10 protein-coding genes and 1 pseudogene are annotated in these 16,093 nt (G+C 70.7%); 8 read left to right on the top strand and 3 right to left on the bottom strand.

Features of this window, described 5'->3' with window-relative positions; translation table 11 throughout:
- Together FGX59_RS15330 and FGX59_RS15325 are read right to left on the bottom strand one after the other, a co-directional pair.
- Positions 1-197, bottom strand: a 197-nt coding sequence (locus FGX59_RS15330) for a transposase (protein ID WP_171060660.1), incomplete at its 3' end; no start/stop codon positions are given.
- A 464-nt stretch (positions 198-661) separates the two neighbouring features.
- Positions 662-2,348 (bottom strand): annotated as a pseudogene (locus tag FGX59_RS15325) (DUF3604 domain-containing protein).
- 1,527 nt (positions 2,349-3,875) lie between these two features.
- Between FGX59_RS15325 and FGX59_RS15320 the strand changes: the two are divergent.
- The 8 genes from FGX59_RS15320 to FGX59_RS15285 all read left to right on the top strand — a co-directional run bounded on the left by FGX59_RS15320 (position 3,876) and on the right by FGX59_RS15285 (position 13,984).
- Positions 3,876-4,901 carry a LacI family DNA-binding transcriptional regulator gene (locus FGX59_RS15320; RefSeq protein WP_138467785.1) on the top strand — a complete coding sequence of 342 codons (1,026 nt, stop codon included), beginning with the start codon at positions 3,876-3,878 and terminating at the stop codon, positions 4,899-4,901.
- 107 nt (positions 4,902-5,008) lie between these two features.
- Entirely contained in the window at positions 5,009-5,830 is an 822-nt protein-coding gene (locus FGX59_RS15315) for an inositol monophosphatase (RefSeq protein ID WP_138467784.1), read from the top strand.
- A 30-nt stretch (positions 5,831-5,860) separates the two neighbouring features.
- Entirely contained in the window at positions 5,861-7,678 is a 1,818-nt protein-coding gene (locus FGX59_RS15310; protein WP_240722480.1) for an iron ABC transporter permease, read from the top strand.
- A gap of 44 nt (positions 7,679-7,722) precedes the next feature.
- Positions 7,723-8,958, top strand: a complete 1,236-nt coding sequence (locus FGX59_RS15305; RefSeq protein WP_138467782.1) for an ABC transporter substrate-binding protein — start codon at positions 7,723-7,725, stop codon at positions 8,956-8,958.
- A gap of 60 nt (positions 8,959-9,018) precedes the next feature.
- Positions 9,019-10,143: an ABC transporter ATP-binding protein gene (locus tag FGX59_RS15300; RefSeq protein WP_138467780.1), complete on the top strand. Its 1,125-nt coding sequence runs from the start codon at positions 9,019-9,021 to the stop codon at positions 10,141-10,143.
- A complete protein-coding gene (locus FGX59_RS15295; RefSeq protein WP_138467778.1) occupies positions 10,140-10,748 on the top strand; it encodes a dual specificity protein phosphatase in 609 nt (202 codons plus the stop codon). The genes FGX59_RS15300 and FGX59_RS15295 overlap by 4 nt, the downstream gene beginning before the upstream one ends.
- The gene (locus FGX59_RS15290) at positions 10,741-12,255 is read left to right on the top strand and encodes a metallophosphoesterase (protein WP_138467776.1); all 1,515 of its coding nucleotides are present in this window, start codon (positions 10,741-10,743) and stop codon (positions 12,253-12,255) included. The genes FGX59_RS15295 and FGX59_RS15290 overlap by 8 nt, the downstream gene beginning before the upstream one ends.
- 40 nt (positions 12,256-12,295) lie before the next feature.
- The gene (locus tag FGX59_RS15285; RefSeq protein ID WP_206078369.1) at positions 12,296-13,984 is read left to right on the top strand and encodes a Na/Pi cotransporter family protein; all 1,689 of its coding nucleotides are present in this window, start codon (positions 12,296-12,298) and stop codon (positions 13,982-13,984) included.
- Positions 13,985-14,794: 810 nt separating this feature from the next.
- Here the strand turns inward: FGX59_RS15285 and FGX59_RS15280 are convergent.
- Positions 14,795-15,430, bottom strand: coding sequence for a LysE family translocator (locus tag FGX59_RS15280; RefSeq protein WP_138467772.1), 636 nt, complete (start codon positions 15,428-15,430; stop codon positions 14,795-14,797).
- Positions 15,431-16,093: the final 663 nt, after the last annotated feature.

Raw genomic sequence — 16,093 nt, 5'->3', positions numbered from 1 at the left:
GACAGGACTTTCAGCGCAAGGCAGGTCTGGATCGCGCTGTCGGAAGAAGTCTCCGGATGCCCGCGCTTTCCGCTGCGCTCTGCATGCCAGGTCATCTTCGGATCGAACCACACCGACAGCGAGCCACGTCTCCGCAGAGAGGCGTCATAGTCGGACCAGTTCGTCGTGCGGTAGCGGGAGGTGGCCGGTTTGGGCATGACAGAAAGCTAACCCTATGGATTCCCGATATGAATCCCTCTCACCGATATGTGCAACAAGGTCGCCCCGATCTCCGGAAGGCGCAAGAGGCTGCGGCAGGCCGGACCGGGGCGGCAGCGATCGGGCTCCAGCGGCCGCTGTCGGCCGCATCCGAAGATGTCCCGCGCCGTCTTCGCGGCGGTGGCGCAGGTCCGCCTTTCCCGGCCAGTCGCAGAAGGCAAAGCGAGGCGAATGAGCGGGAACGCACTGCCTAAGGGCCCGCGATGCCGCCGCGGCGGGCGGGCCCGTCCCGAAGCCTGGCATGGCAGCCTCGCGTGCTCGATCAGAGCCCGAGACGCGCTGCCGCAGGGCCGTTCTGCGACCTCCCGGCTGCCAGTCGCGTCCGGCGCCAGCGGCGGGCGATCCGAGGCGCCCGCATCCCCGGCCGGTCCCGTGGCCGTTTCTCCGCGGTGCCGAGAGGGGGCTAGCCCGGCGTGAACCAGATCGGCGAGGTGTACGCGCGGTCCTGCACCGTCATCGGCGTGCCTTCGGGCATCTCGATCGCGAAGAACTTCGCGTCATAGGCCGTCCAGCGCGGCGACGGGATCTCGATCACCCGCACATAGTAGAAGGCCCGCGCGGCAGGGTCGAATTCCGGGTCCTGCCAATGGCCGCCCAGCACCGCGGCGCCGATCGTGTTGGTCCAGGAGGCATCGGCAATGTCCACCGTGCTGCCGACATCGCCCGCGCAGTGCCCGGCCTCGATCTCCCGCCCGGCACAGGCGATGTCCCAGATCCTCTCCTGCGGCGTGCCCTCCGCATCGAGCCAGCCCTTCACGATCTGGATCCGGTCGAGATTGGCGCCGTCGGGGTCGCGCAGCGCGCGCACCATGAAGGTCGGCGACGCGCCCTCGGGCCCCGCGAAGAGATCGCCGCCCATCGGCACGCCCCGCGCATAGCCCTGCCGGGCGAAATCCGGGCGGCTGACCTCGTCCTCGGCGAAATCCCAGCCGCCGAAGACCTGCACCCGCAGCCGGCTGCCGGTGGTCGCATAGACCTCGCGCCGTTTCATCGCATCCCAGATCGCCTCGCGGGTGTTGCCGGTCGCCCAGACCGCGGCCAGCCCCGAAGCGCCCAGATCGATGTCGTAGATCGAGTATTCCGGCGCGACCTGGCTTTCGATCAGAACCCCGTCGCGGCGATGCGGCGAGGGCTCGACGATATAGGCCTTGCCGAACCAGTTCTCCTCCCGCGTCGAGGGGATCGCGTTATGCGCATCGGTCGAGCCGATCATGCCGAACTTGAACGGGTTCGTGCCGATCCGCGTCTCCTCGGCGAGGCCGAGCTTCAGCGCCTCGCGGGCATACTCGGTCTTCAGCATCTCCGGCTGCTTCGGCTCCGATCCCGAGAGATTCGAGGCATCGATGATCTCGAAATCCGCAAAGGCGTCGTCCGGAGACAGCAGCGGATGCGCCTCGCCGGTGCCCTTGGGCTGGGTCACCTCCACGAGCGGCTCGTAGCGCGCGGGTGGCCGCATAGTCGCCGTCGAAGGCGGTGCCGCCGAAGGTTTCCAGCATGAACATCATGCCGTTCGACAGGTTGCCGTTATGCGGGATCGCCAGCGCCCGGCCGCCAGTGCGCGCCTCGTAGGATGTCAGGTAGGCCCAGAGTGCCTCGGGGTCGTCGCTGTCATAGGTCGAGAACGGCAGCACCTGCCGCGTGCGCTCCGCCCCGTCGCGGAAGATGACGTTGCGGTGCAGGTTGTTGCCGCCCGGGCCCGACGTCCATTCGAAGCCGATGAAGGTGGTGAAGACGCCGGGATCGTTATAGCGCTCGGCATTGGCGATCACCGTCTCCCAGACCGAGGCGGCCATATCGGGACTGCCGATCTGGTCCTCGCCGCGGCCATTGCCGTCGACCCATTCGATGAAGGCGTCATAGCCGTTGCCCTGCCGCATCATCTCGGCCCAGCGGCGGCCGGTCTCGCTCTGCAGCACCAGCGGATCGCCGCGCAGGAGATAGTCCGAGAGGCCGATATTCTCGGCATGATCCGCAACCACCACGAAATCGAGCGGCCGCAGCAGCTTGAAGGGCCCTGCAGCCTGGCTCTGGATCACCTCGCCGCGCGAGACCCGGTAGGCCTCGTCCGGCCCGAGCGTCGCGCCCGCCATGCCCGCATCCGCAGACCAAGAGGTGTGCAGGTGGGTGTCGCCGAAATAGACGTCCTGCGGATAGTGGTCATTCACATAGGGGGAATAAGGGCGCGGCGGGGAGGCATAGTCTTCCTCGGCGACTTCGAAATCCTGGGCAAATCCAGGGAGGGACAGGCAACAGCAGATCGCGGCAAGCACGGTGCGGCAACAGGTGGGCATCTCGGTCTCCTCCAGAGTCTCCTCGCCTCAGATATACCGGAAATCCCGTCACGGTTGTACTGGGATCAGCCCTTCGCCGAAGATCCGGATCGATCGGGCGGGGCGGCAAATGCAGGCGGATCGACCTCCGGCCGCTGCCATCGCGCGCCTCGGGCCGGCAGTGCCGCGTTCCGCGGGCATCCTTCGAAGCCGGAACACGGACCACTTCTGGGCGGCCCGCCGCGCCGGGCGGATTGTGCCGGAAAGGCCAGGCCTGTCGCCTGCTGCCGCGGAGGTCCGGACGGGCCGTTCCGCTCCATCGGGCCGGGATCGGCGCCAGCGGGATCGGCGTTGCCATTCTCCACAGGGCCTGCGCAATGGCGGCGGGCGTGCATCCGTCCCGGGCGCCGCGCGGGCCGCGGGGCGGCGCGCGAGCTGCACGAGCATCCGGACCTTCTTCGGTCTTCACCGCACCTCGATTTGGGCGCCGGTTTCCTGCAGTCCACGGACGGACGGGCATCCGCGCGGACATGCCGGACGGCTTTCCGTACCGGCTGGCGCGGGCCGCACCGGGTCCTTGCCGGGCAGACCCGTCACCCCGTCTCCCGCGCGTGGAAATGCCGGACCCTGTCCTTGCCCGTCCCCGGATAGGGGCGTCGACATCTCGCGCCGGTATGTCTTCAGCGCATCGCCGGAGATGCCTGCCCGGCATCGAAGATGACGCCCGGTGCCGGGGCGGCAGCGCGACTTGCCGGTCGCCGGGATATGCGGCTCGGCCCATGCTCCGTTGGCGAGGCAGCCGGGTGTTCCATGGAAATCGCAAATACTGGCCACAGCCGCGCGCACCGGCTCGATGCCGAAGGCCTCCCCGGTCCGCCCCGCCATTCTCCGCGCCGAGCCTTCTGGACCAGCAGGATCGCCCGGCCTGCCGCGGCTCGCATGATGACGGCGCGCCCCGTGCCGATCAGGCAAGTGGGCAAGGACGGCGGCCCCCGTCAGGGCCTTCCGCAGACGGGCAACGCCATCGCGGACCGGGCGGTCATCTCCGCGCCGTCTCGTCCTCAGCCCGGGCGCCCGATGCGCGCAGGACGGATAGCCCGGGGCCGCCGACGCCTGCGCGGCGCGGCCGGCGAGCCACGCGGGCAGCGCGTCCCGTGTCATGCGAAACCGGAGACGGCACTTGGCGCCGGCCCGGGCGGACCGCTTGCAGGGCCCCGCAGGCAGGGGAAGGGCCGCGGGCAGAGCCGGACGGTCCCGGAGCAGTGAGGGAACGTGTCATGGCACGCTTGCCAGGCGGGGCGGTTCTCCGGCATAAGCTTGCAAACGTGTGCAACTTCCGGAGGTCCCATGTCCGACCATGTGCCTGTCACCGCCAAGCAGGTGGCCGAGCTGGCCGGGGTGTCCCGGGCGGCCGTGTCGCGCAGTTTCACCCCCGGCGCCAGCGTCTCGCCCGAGACCCGGCGCAAGGTCATGGCGGCGGCCGAAGCGCTCGGCTACCAGGTCAACCACCTCGCCCGCGGCCTCATCAGCGCGCAGAGCGGGCTGGTCGCGCTGATCGCCGCCGAGATCGAGACGCCCTATCGCGCCTCGCTGCTCTCGGCGCTGTCCCAGGCGCTGCAATCGGCCGGCAAGACGCCGATCCTGATCGCCACCGACCGCTCCGACGAGAGCGTCAAGGAGGCGCTGCACAAGGCGCGCAGCTACCGCACCGAGGCGGCGGTGATGTTCTCGGGCATGCCCGACACGGCGCTGGCGGATCTCTGCCTGCGCAACGGCATGCGGCTGGTTCTGATCAACCGCGACGAGACCCGCGAGGGCACGCTGCAGATCCGTCTGGATGACCGCCAGGCCGGGCGCAGCGCCTTCAACCTACTGGCAAAAACCGGGTGCCGGCGGATGGGGCTGGTCTCGTCCAGCGCCGGCACGCCCAGCCTCACGGGGCGGATCGAGGGCTTCCGCGAGGCGGCGCGCGAGGCGGGCGCCGCGCTTGGCGAATGGGTGGCGGGCGAGACCGGCTACGAGACCGGGCTGCAGGCGGGGACCGAGCTTTTCGCGCGGCCCGACGCGCCCGACGGGGTGTTCTGCGTGACCGACCTTCTGGCGATGGGGGTGATGGATGCGGCGCGCCACCGGCTGGGACTGCAGGTGCCGCGCGATGCCGCCATCATCGGCTTCGACAACATCCCGCAGGCGGGCTGGGAAAGCTACCGGCTGACCACCTTCGACCAGCCGATCGACGAGATCGCCGTGGCCACGGTCGACTGGCTTGCCGCCCCGGCGGAGCCGGGCATGCCGGGCGAAACCGTCTGCCTTCCCGCCCGGCTGGTCTGGCGCGACACGGTCCGCCGCCCGCTGGAGCCGGGGCGGGACTGAGCTGCAACGCGGCCTGAATTTCGGGCCGCGCTGCAATTTCCGTTTGACTCTGTGCACGCGTGTGCAATGGTTGCAATCGTGTACAAGGATTGCAAACGGAGTCGCGGGTGACGGATCGAACCACTCTGGCCGCCAAACGGCAGTTTCTGGAAACCGTGCTGAAATCAGCCGGGCAGATCGTGCGGCAAGGCTATGCCGCGCGCAATGAACGCGTGTTCACGATGAAAGGACCGCAGGATTTCCTGACCGAGACGGATGCCGCCTCGGAACGCCATATCCGCGCCGCGATCGAGGCCGCCTGGCCGGGGGAGGCGGTGTTCGGCGAGGAGGCCGGCGGGCGCACCGGCGGGCGCTGCTGGGTGGTCGATCCGATCGACGGCACCGCCAATTTCGCCCGCGGCGTGCCGCATTTCTGCATCTCGATCGGCTATGTCGAGGACCGGCTGCCGCTGCTCGCCGGGATCTACAACCCGGTGAGCGAAGAGCTCTACATCGCCGAGCGTGGCCGCGGCGCCTGGATGAACGGCCGTCCGCTCAGTGTGTCGCCGATCTGCGATCCGGCGGCGGCCTCGGTCGAGATGGGCTGGTCCACGCGGATCGGCAACGGCCGCTACATCGAGGGGCTCTCGGCGCTTCTGGCGGCGGGCGTCAATGTCCGCCGCGCGGGCTCGGGCGCGCTGGCGCTGGCGCGGGTCGCAGACGGGCGCTCGGACGCCTATGCCGAGCTGCACATGAACGCCTGGGACTGCATTCCGGGGCTCCTGCTGGTCGAGGAGGCCGGCGGCCGGGTCTGCCGGTTCGCCGAGGAGGGCGCGCTGGAGGAGGGCGGGCCGGTCCTGGCGGCGGCGCCGGGGATCGCGGATCTGGCCAGCGGCTGCCTGGGCATGGCGCTGCTGGCGCCGCGCGAAGGCATTGCCGAAGCGGTCTGACACCGCAGCGGAGCGAATGAGGGAGGAGACATGACAGTAGCTGACGACATGCGGATCCGGAGCGGTCCGTCCCTGCGCGAGCGGCTCGCCGCGCGCCTGGCCTCGCCGGAGCGGCTGATCGCCGTGGCAATGGCCGTGATCCTGACCGTGCTGGTGATCGTGCCGCTGATCCAGCTGGTGCGCGAGACCGTGACGGTCCAGCCCTATGACGCGGCCTATCTGCCCGGGCGCGAGCCGGGCTCGCTGACCTTCTTCCACTACGAGCGGGTCTTCACCGGGCGGATGTCCTGGGCGCTGTTCTACAAGCCCTTCCTGCATTCGCTGGTCACGGCGATCGGGGCGACGGCGGTCTGCCTGGCGCTCGGCGCGTCGCTGGCCTGGCTAGTGGTGCGTACCGACATCCCGTTCCGCAAGCTGATGAACACCGCCATCGTGGTGCCCTACATGCTGCCCTCCTGGGTGATGGCGCTGGCCTGGCTGACCTTCTTCAAGAACGACCGGCTGGCGGGCTCCACCGGGGTGTTCGTCTATCTCTTCGGCGTGCAGCCGCCCGACTGGCTGTCCTATGGCGCGGTGCCGATCGTGATCTGCCTGGCCTTCCACTACTATGTCTACGCCTACCTGATCCTGTCGGGGGCGCTGAGCACGGTGGACAGCCAGCTGGAGGAGGCGGGCGCCATCGCCGGGCTGTCGCGGCTGCGCCAGATCCTGTCGATCACCCTGCCGCTGGTGCTGCCGGCGCTTGGCTCGGCGGTGGTGATGACCTTCATCCGCGTGGTCGGCTCCTTCGGGACGCCCGCGGTGCTGGGCATGCCGATCCGCTTCTACGTGCTGCCGACGCAGATCTACGCGGCCATCGGCTCGCGCAATGTCGGCGACGGCTACCTGCTGGCGCTCGTGCTGGTGGCGATGGCGGTGCTCTTCATCTGGATCAACCAGCGCATGATCGGCGTGCGCAAGAGCTATGTCACCATGTCCGGCAAGGGCGGGCGGCAGAAGATCATCCGGCTGGGCCCGGCGCGCTGGCTGGCCTTCGCGCTGGTGCTGGGGCTGCTGTGCTTCACCGTGATCCTGCCGATCGGGCTGCTGCTGCTCGAGTCGCTGTCGCGCACGGCGGGCAATTACGACCTGTCGAACCTGACGCTGCACTACTGGTTCGGCGAGCGCGGCGAGGGCAATGCGCTCTATCCCGGCGTGTTCCGCAATCCGGTCATCCTGGGGGCGGCCTGGAACTCGCTGCGGCTGGCCTTCTGCGTGGCGCTGGCCACCGGCATCGCGGGCTTCCTGATCGGCTATGTCGTGGTGCGCACCCGCGGCAGCCTGGCCTCCCGCGCGCTCGAGACCGCGGCCTTCCTGCCCTACATCTTCCCCGCCGTGGCGCTGGGGGCGATCTATATCGGCATGTTCTCGCAATCCGTCGGCCCGATCCCGGCGCTCTACGGCACCTTCGTGCTGCTGGTGCTGATCTCGGCGGTCAAGAACCTGCCCTTCACCTCGCGCACCGGCATCTCGGCGCTGCTGCAGATCGACCGCTCGCTCGAGGAGGCGGCGCGGGTGCAGGGCATCGGCTGGCTGGCGCGGATGCGGCGGATCGTGGTGCCGCTGGCCTCGTCGGGGCTGTTCTCGGGCATGCTCCTGAGCTTCATCGGCACGATGCGGGAACTGTCGCTCATCATCCTGCTGGTGACGCCGTCGACGGCGGTTCTGGCCAGCGTGATCTACACCTACCAGACCGATGACGTGCCGCAGCTGATCGGCGCGGCGACCCTGCTGCTCGTGCTTCTGGTGGTGGGCTGCAACATCCTGTTCCGGCTGATGTTCCGGAACGTGAAATTCGGGTTCGCGTGAGGAGGCGCGGACCTGCAATGACTGGCAAGAGAGGAGGACCTGCCATGGGACGGAACACGGGACTGAAACGGGCGCTGACGGGGCTCGCGGCCGGCGCGCTGCTGGCCGGGGCGGCCGCGGCGGCGGAGCCGGACTTCGACGCCTGGCTCGAGGCGGCGGGGCTGGGAAGCTACCAGCCCGCCGAGGAGGACTGGGACGCGATCCGCGCCAGGGCGATGGAAGAGGGCGAGGTCACGGTCTATTCCTCGATGTCGGCCATCGCCGCGGTGGCGGCGGCCTTCGAGAAGGCCTATCCCGGCATCAAGGTGAATGCCTATGACCTGGGCTCGGAGAAGACGATCGAGAAGGTCGTGCGCGAGCACCGCGCGGGCATCCGCGATGTCGACGTGGTCAATACCGGCGGCGCGGCGCAGATGATCTACGAGCTGCTGCCGTCGCAGAGCATCGTCAACTACGTGCCGCGCTACCTGCAGGACGCCATCCCCGAGGAGCTGCAGCAGCCGCTTCTGACCCAGGTGGTCGAGGCGACCGTGCTCTTCTACAACGAGGACACCTATCCCGACGGCCCGCCGGTGACGAATATCTGGGAGCTGACCGAGCCCGAATGGCGCAAGCGCACCGGCATGAAGAGCCCGCTGGGCTCGCTGACCACGCTCGCCATGATCGCCGGGCTGGTGGAGCATGCCGACGATTTCGCCGCCGCCTACGAGGCCCGCTACGGCGAGCCCGTGCAGCTGTCGGACGGGATCGAGAACGCCACCTACGAGTTCTTCCACCGGCTGATCCGCAACGACATGGTGATCTACGACTCCGGCTCGAAGCTCGCCGCGGCCTCGGGGCTGCCGGGGCAGGAGGCGCCGCCGGTCGTCTTCTCCAGCATGCACTACCTCAACAAGAACGCCTCGGACGGCTACCGCAACGCGATCCTCTACGACATCGCGCCGGCCGGGGTCTTCGCCTATTCGACCTATACCTCGATCGCCGGGATGGCGCCGCATCCCAATGCCGCGAAGCTCTTCGTCGCCTTCCAGATGGGCTCGGACGACCTGTCGCCCGACATGGCGATCGAGCCGCCCTATGACGAGGGCGAGACGGCGGACCGGCTGCTGGGCCTCGCGCCCTTCTACAAGATCGGCACCTTCTCGCCGCGCAGCGACGTGCCGCGCCCCGAGGGCGCCGGGAACTGGGACGAGGTGACGAAGATCTGGGGCACCCCGGCCTTCCAGCGCGACAATGTCGCCAAGGTCGCCGATTTCTGGGTCTACGAGACCAGCTACTGACAGGATCGCGCCCCGGGCGGCTGCCGCTGCCCGGGGACCAGGACGCGGAAGGAGGATCCCATGACCGAAGTCTGCCTCAGAGGCATCACCAAGCACTACGGCGCGCATCTGGCGCTGCCGCCCCTCGATCTCGAGATCCCCAAGGGGCAGTTCGTCACCCTGCTGGGCCCCTCGGGCTGCGGCAAGACCACCACGCTGCGGATCATCGCCGGGCTGGAAACGCCCAGCGGCGGCACGCTGAGCCTCGGCGGCCGGACCATGTTCTCGGAAGCCGGCGGCGAGAACGTGCCCCCCGAGAAGCGCGGGCTCGGCTTCATCTTCCAGAGCTACGCGCTCTGGCCCAACATGAAGGTCGACCGCAATGTCACCCTGGCGCTGCGCCAGTCGAAGCTGCCCGGCGCCGAGATCTCCGCGCGGCTCGCCGAGGCGCTGGAGAAGGTGCAGCTTGCCGGGATGGAAGACCGCTTCCCCTCCGAGCTTTCCGGCGGGCAGCAGCAGCGGGTCGCCGTCGCACGGCTGATCGCGGCCAGGAACAGCATCCTTCTGATGGACGAACCGCTGAGCAATCTCGACGCGGTGCTGCGCACCGAGATGCGCACTGAGCTGAAGCGGATGTCGCGCGACCTCGGCGCCACGACGATCTACGTCACCCATGACCAGGTCGAGGCGCTGACCATGTCGGATCTGGTGGTGGTGATGAAGGACGGCCGCATCCAGCAGGCCGGCAGCCCCTCGGAGATCTACCACCGCCCGGCGAACCTTTTCGTGGCGGAATTCATCGGCGATCCCAAGGTGAACCTCTTCCAGGCCGAGCTGCGGCGCGACGGCAGCCGCATGCGGCTGGCGGGCGAGGGGCTCGACATGGAGGTCGACCTGCCGCGCGGCACGGCCCCGGGCAAGGTCACGGCGGCGATCCGGCCCGAGCATCTGCGCATCTCCGACCGGCCCGGACCCGGCGCGATGGAGGCTGCGATCGACGTCGTCCAGCCCACCGGCTCGCAGACCATCGTCACGCTGCGCCAGGGCGGCCGCCTGCTGACCTGCCTCGTCTCCCGCTTCCTCGAGGCCTGGCCGCAGGAGCAGGTCTGGGTCGACGCGCAGCCCGGGCATGTCATGCTCTTCGACCGCGAGACCGGCCAGGCGCTGGCCGCGGGTCCGGGCCCTGTCGCGGTGGCCGCGGAATGACCGCGCCGGTCTATGACCGCCCGGCCATGAGCCTGATCGACCGCGCCGCGGGGCCGGGCGGGGTGGCGCTCTATATCGGCGGGATGGAGGCGGCGCGCGACCTGCCGCTGCTCGGGCGCCACGGCATCCGCGTGGTGGTCAACTGCGCGGTCAATCTCGACATCGACCTCGTCGCCACGCCGATCCTGGAGGCGGGCAGCGGCCGGGCCCGGGCGGGCTACGGCGCGCTGCGCTACTACAAGCTCGGCATGATCGACGGCCATGGCAACCCGGCCGAGATGATGCTCGGCGCCTATCTCCTGCTCTGCGGCGCGATGGACCAGCAGATGCCCGACCGGCCGACCTATCCCTTCGAATCCGGCGGCAACGTGCTGGTGAACTGCCGCGCCGGGCGGTCGCGCTCGGTGGCGCTGGTCTCGCTCTATCTCCACCGCCAGCATCCCGGCCGCTATCCCGATCTCGACGCCGCCATCGCCCATGTCCGCGCCCGCCGCGAGCTGCGCCCCGACGAATGGTTCGAGACCCCGAAGCCCATGCTGATCGAGGCCGCGCGCCGCGCCAGCGATCTGCTGGACCGGATCGAGGGGGCCCCCGCCGATGCCTGAGCACCGCGTCGCGGTCATTGCCGATGCCCATCTGCAGGCGATGGACGCCTGGGAGCTGCCGGGCCTGGCCGGGCGCAGCTGGGCCGAGACCCGCGCCTCCACCCGCGTCTTCAACGAAAGCGGCCCGGCGCTTGCCTGGGCGCTGGCCGATATCGAGGCGCGCGGCATCCGCGACCTGGTGCTGCTCGGCGACTATACCGATGACGGCCAGATGCCGAACCTCGCAGCGCTGCGGGCGATGCTGGCGCCCTATCGCGTGCGCGGGCTGCGGGTCTTCGCGCTGCCGGGCAATCACGACATGGCCGCGCTCCATCCGCAGCCGCTGGAAAAGGGCTTCGCGGCGCCGGACGGGCGGATCGTGACGGTGACCGGCGGGGCGGCGGGGCCCGGTGCGGTCCATCATCCCGGCATGCAGCGCGCGGCCATGGCGGAGGCGCTGACGGCCATGGCCGATTGCGGCTATTTCCCGTCGCCGGATCTCTGCCGCTGGGAGACGCCTTTCGGCCGGGCGCCCGGGCTCGAGTCGCGCCGCTATCTCAGCCGGGCCGGGCGCTGGCTGATCGACGCGAGCTACCTGGCCGAGCCGGTGCCGGGGCTGTGGCTGCTGATGATCGACGCCAATCTCTTCGATCCGGCCGATCCCGGCACGGCCGATGCCGAGGGCGGCTGGTCGCGGCTCGCGGAGGAGAAGCCGCATCTGCTGCCCTGGATTTCCGATGTGGCGCGGCGCGCGCGCGAGGGCGGGCACTGGCTGCTCTGCTGCTCGCACTATCCCGCGCTCGACCCGATCGGCGATCATGGCGATGCCGAGGGGCGGCTCTTCGGCGACCCGCCGATGCGGAGGCGGCGGCCCGCGCCCGGCGCGGCAGCCGCGCTGGCCGCGGCGGGGATCGCCTGCCATGCAAGCGGCCATCTGCATGTCTGCGGCATCCATCAGGCCGGGGGGCTGTCGAATATCGCCGTGCCGTCGCTCGTCGCCTGTCCGGCCGGCTATGCGGTGATCTCGGGGCGGGGGGAGGCGCATCGCGCAGACTTCGTGCCCGTGCCCGCGCTGCCCCGCGATCCGGCGATTGCCGCCGCCTACCGCGCCGAGGCCGCGGATGCGCCCTTGGCAGAGACCTATCCCGATTTCCTGGCGGCGCATGTCGGCGCGCTCCTCGATCACCGCTACCTGCAGCGCGAATGGCCCGCGACGGCGCGGCAGGAGGCCGGGACGCTGCCCATTGGCGCCGTGCTGGCCCGCGCGCTGCCGCCGGGCGCCTGGACGCCGCCCGCGGGGCTCGGGCTTCGCGAACTGCTCACGGACTGGTACATCCTGCGCGCCGCAGGACCGCTCGGCGCGAATGTTCTGGGCCGCGGGCGGCTCGAGGCCTATGCTGGACTGGCAGGCAGCGGCGCCGCGGCGCCCGCCGATCCGTTCTGGACGCCCTTCCTGGCGCGCCTGGGCGAGATGGCGGCGGCGGCCGGAGCCGCCGGAGCGGCGGCGCCGCTGGCCGCCTGCGGCTGATTTCGGTGGAACGCGGAAAGGAGGCCCCGCCTTGGAGGCGATGCTCGTCACCCTCAATCTCTGCGGCGCGATCGCGCTGCTCCTCTTCGGGCTGTCGCAGATCAAGTCCGGCATCGTCGAAGCCTTCGGCGCCGGGCTGAAGAGCTATCTGGCGGGCGGCACCCGCACCGGCCCCCGGGCCATCGTCTCGGGCTTCGGCGTGACGCTGGCGCTGCAGAGTTCGACCGCCACGGCACTGCTGGCCGCCTCCTTCGCCGAGCGGCGGCTGCTCGACCCGGTCAAGGGCCAGCTGGTGATGCTCGGCGCCAATCTCGGCACGGCGGTAACGGCGGTGATCGTCTCGCTGCATCTGGGCTGGATCTCGCCCCTGGCGCTCTGCGCCGGGCTGGTCGCCGGACGCGGCAGCACGCCCCTGCGCCGCGGCGGCGGCCGGGCGTTGACCGGGCTCGGGCTGCTCCTGCTGTCGCTCGAGCTCCTTGACCTGGCCGGCGCGCCCCTGCGCAGCTCCGCCGCGCTCGGCGCCTTCATCGCGCTTCTCGACTCCGCCTGGATCGTCGCGCTGTGCTTCGGCGGGCTGCTGGCCTTCCTGTCCTCCTCCAGCCTGGCCGCGGTGATGATGATCGCCTCGATCTCGGCCACGGGCGGCCTGCCGCCGGGGCTGGTGCTGGTGCTGGTCCTCGGCGCCAATGTCGGCGGCGCCGTGCCGGCCGTGGTGGCAAGCCTCGGCAGCTCGCCGGAGGCGCGGCGGCTGACGCTCGGCAACCTCCTGGCCCGCGGCGGCGGTGCCGCGGTGGCGCTCCTCGCGGTGCAGGCGGCGGGTCCGCTGCCCGCAGGCGGGCTCGTGCCGGGGCTGCCCGATGCGCTGGCGCTGCATCTCGCCTTCAACGCCGCGCTGCTTCTCGCCGCCTGGCCGCTCTCCGGGGCGATTGCCGCGATGGCGGCCCGGATCGTCCCGGACGCCCCGCGCCCGCCGGAGGAACGCCCGCTCTACCTGGCCGAGGATCTGCTCGGCAGCCCGGTCATGGCGCTGGCCGGGGCCACCCGCGAGGTGCTGCGCATCGGCGATCTGGCCGAGCGGATGCTCGCCGTGACGATGGAGAGCCTGCGGCGCCGCGACCCCGCGCGGCTCGAGGAGGTCCGCGTTCTGGAGAAGCGCATCGACCACCTGCAGCAGGAGGTGAAGCTCTATCTCGCCCGGCTGCTGGGCCGCGGCATGTCCGACGCCGAGAGCCGCCGCGCCATCGCCATCATCGACTACGCCATCAACCTGGAGCATGTCGGCGACATCATCGAGAAGGGCCTCGCGGCGCTGGTCGCCAAGCGGGCGCGCGAGAGCGTGCATTTCTCCGAGGACGGCTATGGCGAGATCATGGCGCTCTTCACGCTGACCATCGACAACCTGCGCTCGGCGCAGACGGTGTTCTCGACCGGCGACCTGGAGCTGGCGCGGCAGATGGTGGAGACCAAGGTCGAGGTCCGGCGGCTCGAGCGCAGCTCGGCGGAGCGCCATATCGACCGGCTGCGGGCGGGCCAGCGCGAGAGCCTGGAGAGCAGCTCGCTGCATCTCGACCTGCTGCGCGACCTGAAGCGGGTGAATGCGCATATCGCCTCGGTGGCGCATCCGATCCTCGACGAGCGCGGGGTGCTGGTGGAGTCGCGCCTGCGCCCGGCCACCCAGCCCGATCCGGCGCCGCCGGGACGGCGCGACGGCCTGGCCCAGCCGGGCTAGACCGCACGCTTCCCTCCGCCTCGGCGCGGGGGCGCCTTGACCGGCGCCTGTCCGCGGCGGCAGGGCGGCGCAGGCGGCCAGGACGCACCCGGCCCGGGCTCAGTCGCCTTGCGGAGGCCCGCGGGACGGCTTCGCTTGCCCCCGAACGTTGTTGCGAGGATGCGCCCTGGCGCATCTCCCGCCGCGACGTTTCAAAGCCGGGATCCGGCGGCCAGGCTTCCACGATGCCGGGACACGCAAGCCCGCTCGACCGCCGCGCGCAGACTGTCGAACCTCGCCGCTACATGGCTGCATCGGAACGGGAGAGGCGCGGAGGGCTTTCGGAGCGAACGGGCAAACAGCCTGCTCCGGGACCGTCCCGCCGTCGCGTTGCCGATCCGGCCCGTTCGACGGATGGGAGACGGCCAGGGCGCAAGGGACATCGGGGCGGAGCCGGGGCAGGCGCGACGGCGATCGTCGCATTCCGACCGGCCCTGTCCAGCGGGGGCTGTCATTTTCCAGCGCGATCCATGGCCGCAATGCCCGCACTCATGCCCATGCGCCTTGCCGCGCCCGACGTGCGGGACGTCGCGTCCGGCATCGGCGCGCTGCATGCGGGACAGACCGGAGCAAACGCGATCCGCCGAACAGCGGCCATCTCTGCGGCGGCGCGTGCCGACCGGGCCGCTGCCGTCCGGTCACGCTCTCCGCTTCTGGCTCAGGCCCCGCGACTGCGGGCAGCCCGCATGGCGCGGCGCTCCGAGACCGCCGGCCCGCCGGCCCCAACGCGGTCAATTCAAAGAGAACGCCGCCCCGCGCTGCTGGCCCTGCCTAGCGCTCTCCGGCGAAGGCCAGACGGGCGGCCAATCCGGCAAAGACGCATCCCAGCAGGTATTGCGACAGGCGCTTCATCGCGCCGCTGCCGGACAGCACCGCGCCTGCACGGCTGGCCAGCAGGATCACCGCGCCATTCACGCCGAAGCCGACGAGGTTCAGGATCGTCGCCATCACCAGGATCTGACCTGCGACCGCGCCCGCATCCGGGTCGACGAATTGCGGGAAGAGCGCCAGAACGAAAATCGCCATCTTCGGGTTCAGCAGGTTCGTCAGCAGCCCCTGGCGGAAGATCGCCCCCAGCGACCGCCTGCCGCGCGGCGCCGCGGCCGTGTTCGCGGACGACCTGCCGGACGTGACGGCCTTCCAGGCGAGATAGAGGAGATAGGCCGCGCCCGCCCACCGCACGAGGTCGTAGGCGGCGGGCACCGCCAGGAAGAGCTGCGACAGGCCGAAGGCCGCCGCCGCCGCGTGGCAATAGGTGCCCGCGGCAATCCCGGCCCAGGTCGCCAGCCCGGCGACACGGCCCTCGGCCGCGCTGCGCGACGCGATCAGCAGCATGTCCGGCCCGGGTGTCGAGGCCAGGGCGAGGGCCGCGAGAGAGAACATCGCTATCGTTGACAGATCCATCATGGCACCCCGCTCCAAGCTGTCCGGATTGAGTCCGGCCTCGTCAAGCAGAACCGGGACGGCACCGCAATGGGTCGCGTCGCGACAGGCAGGACTGGGTCCGGCGGCCCCTGCGGGGCGCCCGCTGGCGAAAGGCCGGGCGGACGCGGCGGCAGGCAGGCACGTCCCGCCCCAGCCTGCATCCGCCGTCACGGGACATCCTCTGCATGCGGCCACGGGGACACCGGACAGCGCCTTGAAGACGCTCAAACTTGCCGGGACGTTCCGGCAAGTCGGAGCCTCGCGCCTTCGCTGCCCTGCGGTTCCGGGACGGCCCCCATCTGGCGGTGACGCTCGAGATCAGCGTTGCCGTCCGGATCGCGGCTCCCTGCCGGATGGGTCGGATGGGGCGGCGCGCCCGACCTCGCTGGAGGATCGCGGGCCGACCCGCCGCCGAACCGGCGACGCAGCGATACCGGGCTGCCTCGAGGCGCCCTTCCTCGCGAGACATGGCCGGGCCCGCCGAGCGCCATCTGGACAGGAGCGCGTGCACCGGGACCAGACGGAGACCGGGGGGCATGATCGCCGACGCCATTCAGAGCCATCTCCGCGTCGAGAATGCCGAAAGTCGCATCGCAAGGGCCCTGCGCTGGCCCGCGGAGCACCAGCTGGGCAGGATCCGGGGCA

Origin of the sequence: Poseidonocella sp. HB161398, from assembly GCF_005870025.1 — a bacterium.
In the GTDB taxonomy this organism is placed as follows: Bacteria; Pseudomonadota; Alphaproteobacteria; order Rhodobacterales; family Rhodobacteraceae; genus Mangrovicoccus.
This window is presented reverse-complemented; position numbering and strand designations above follow the sequence as displayed.

What these genes read in the sequence shown, in the direction of transcription:
- FGX59_RS15320 (WP_138467785.1), top strand. Translation starts at nt 3,876, where the DNA reads ATGTCCGACCATGTGCCTGTCACCGCCAAGCAGGTGGCCGAGCTGGCC.
- FGX59_RS15310 (WP_240722480.1), top strand. Translation starts at nt 5,861, where the DNA reads ATGACAGTAGCTGACGACATGCGGATCCGGAGCGGTCCGTCCCTGCGC.
- FGX59_RS15305 (WP_138467782.1), top strand. Translation starts at nt 7,723, where the DNA reads ATGGGACGGAACACGGGACTGAAACGGGCGCTGACGGGGCTCGCGGCC.
- FGX59_RS15300 (WP_138467780.1), top strand. Translation starts at nt 9,019, where the DNA reads ATGACCGAAGTCTGCCTCAGAGGCATCACCAAGCACTACGGCGCGCAT.
- FGX59_RS15295 (WP_138467778.1), top strand. Translation starts at nt 10,140, where the DNA reads ATGACCGCGCCGGTCTATGACCGCCCGGCCATGAGCCTGATCGACCGC.
- FGX59_RS15290 (WP_138467776.1), top strand. Translation starts at nt 10,741, where the DNA reads ATGCCTGAGCACCGCGTCGCGGTCATTGCCGATGCCCATCTGCAGGCG.
- FGX59_RS15285 (WP_206078369.1), top strand. Translation starts at nt 12,296, where the DNA reads ATGCTCGTCACCCTCAATCTCTGCGGCGCGATCGCGCTGCTCCTCTTC.
- FGX59_RS15280 (WP_138467772.1), bottom strand. Translation starts at nt 15,430, where the DNA reads ATGATGGATCTGTCAACGATAGCGATGTTCTCTCTCGCGGCCCTCGCC.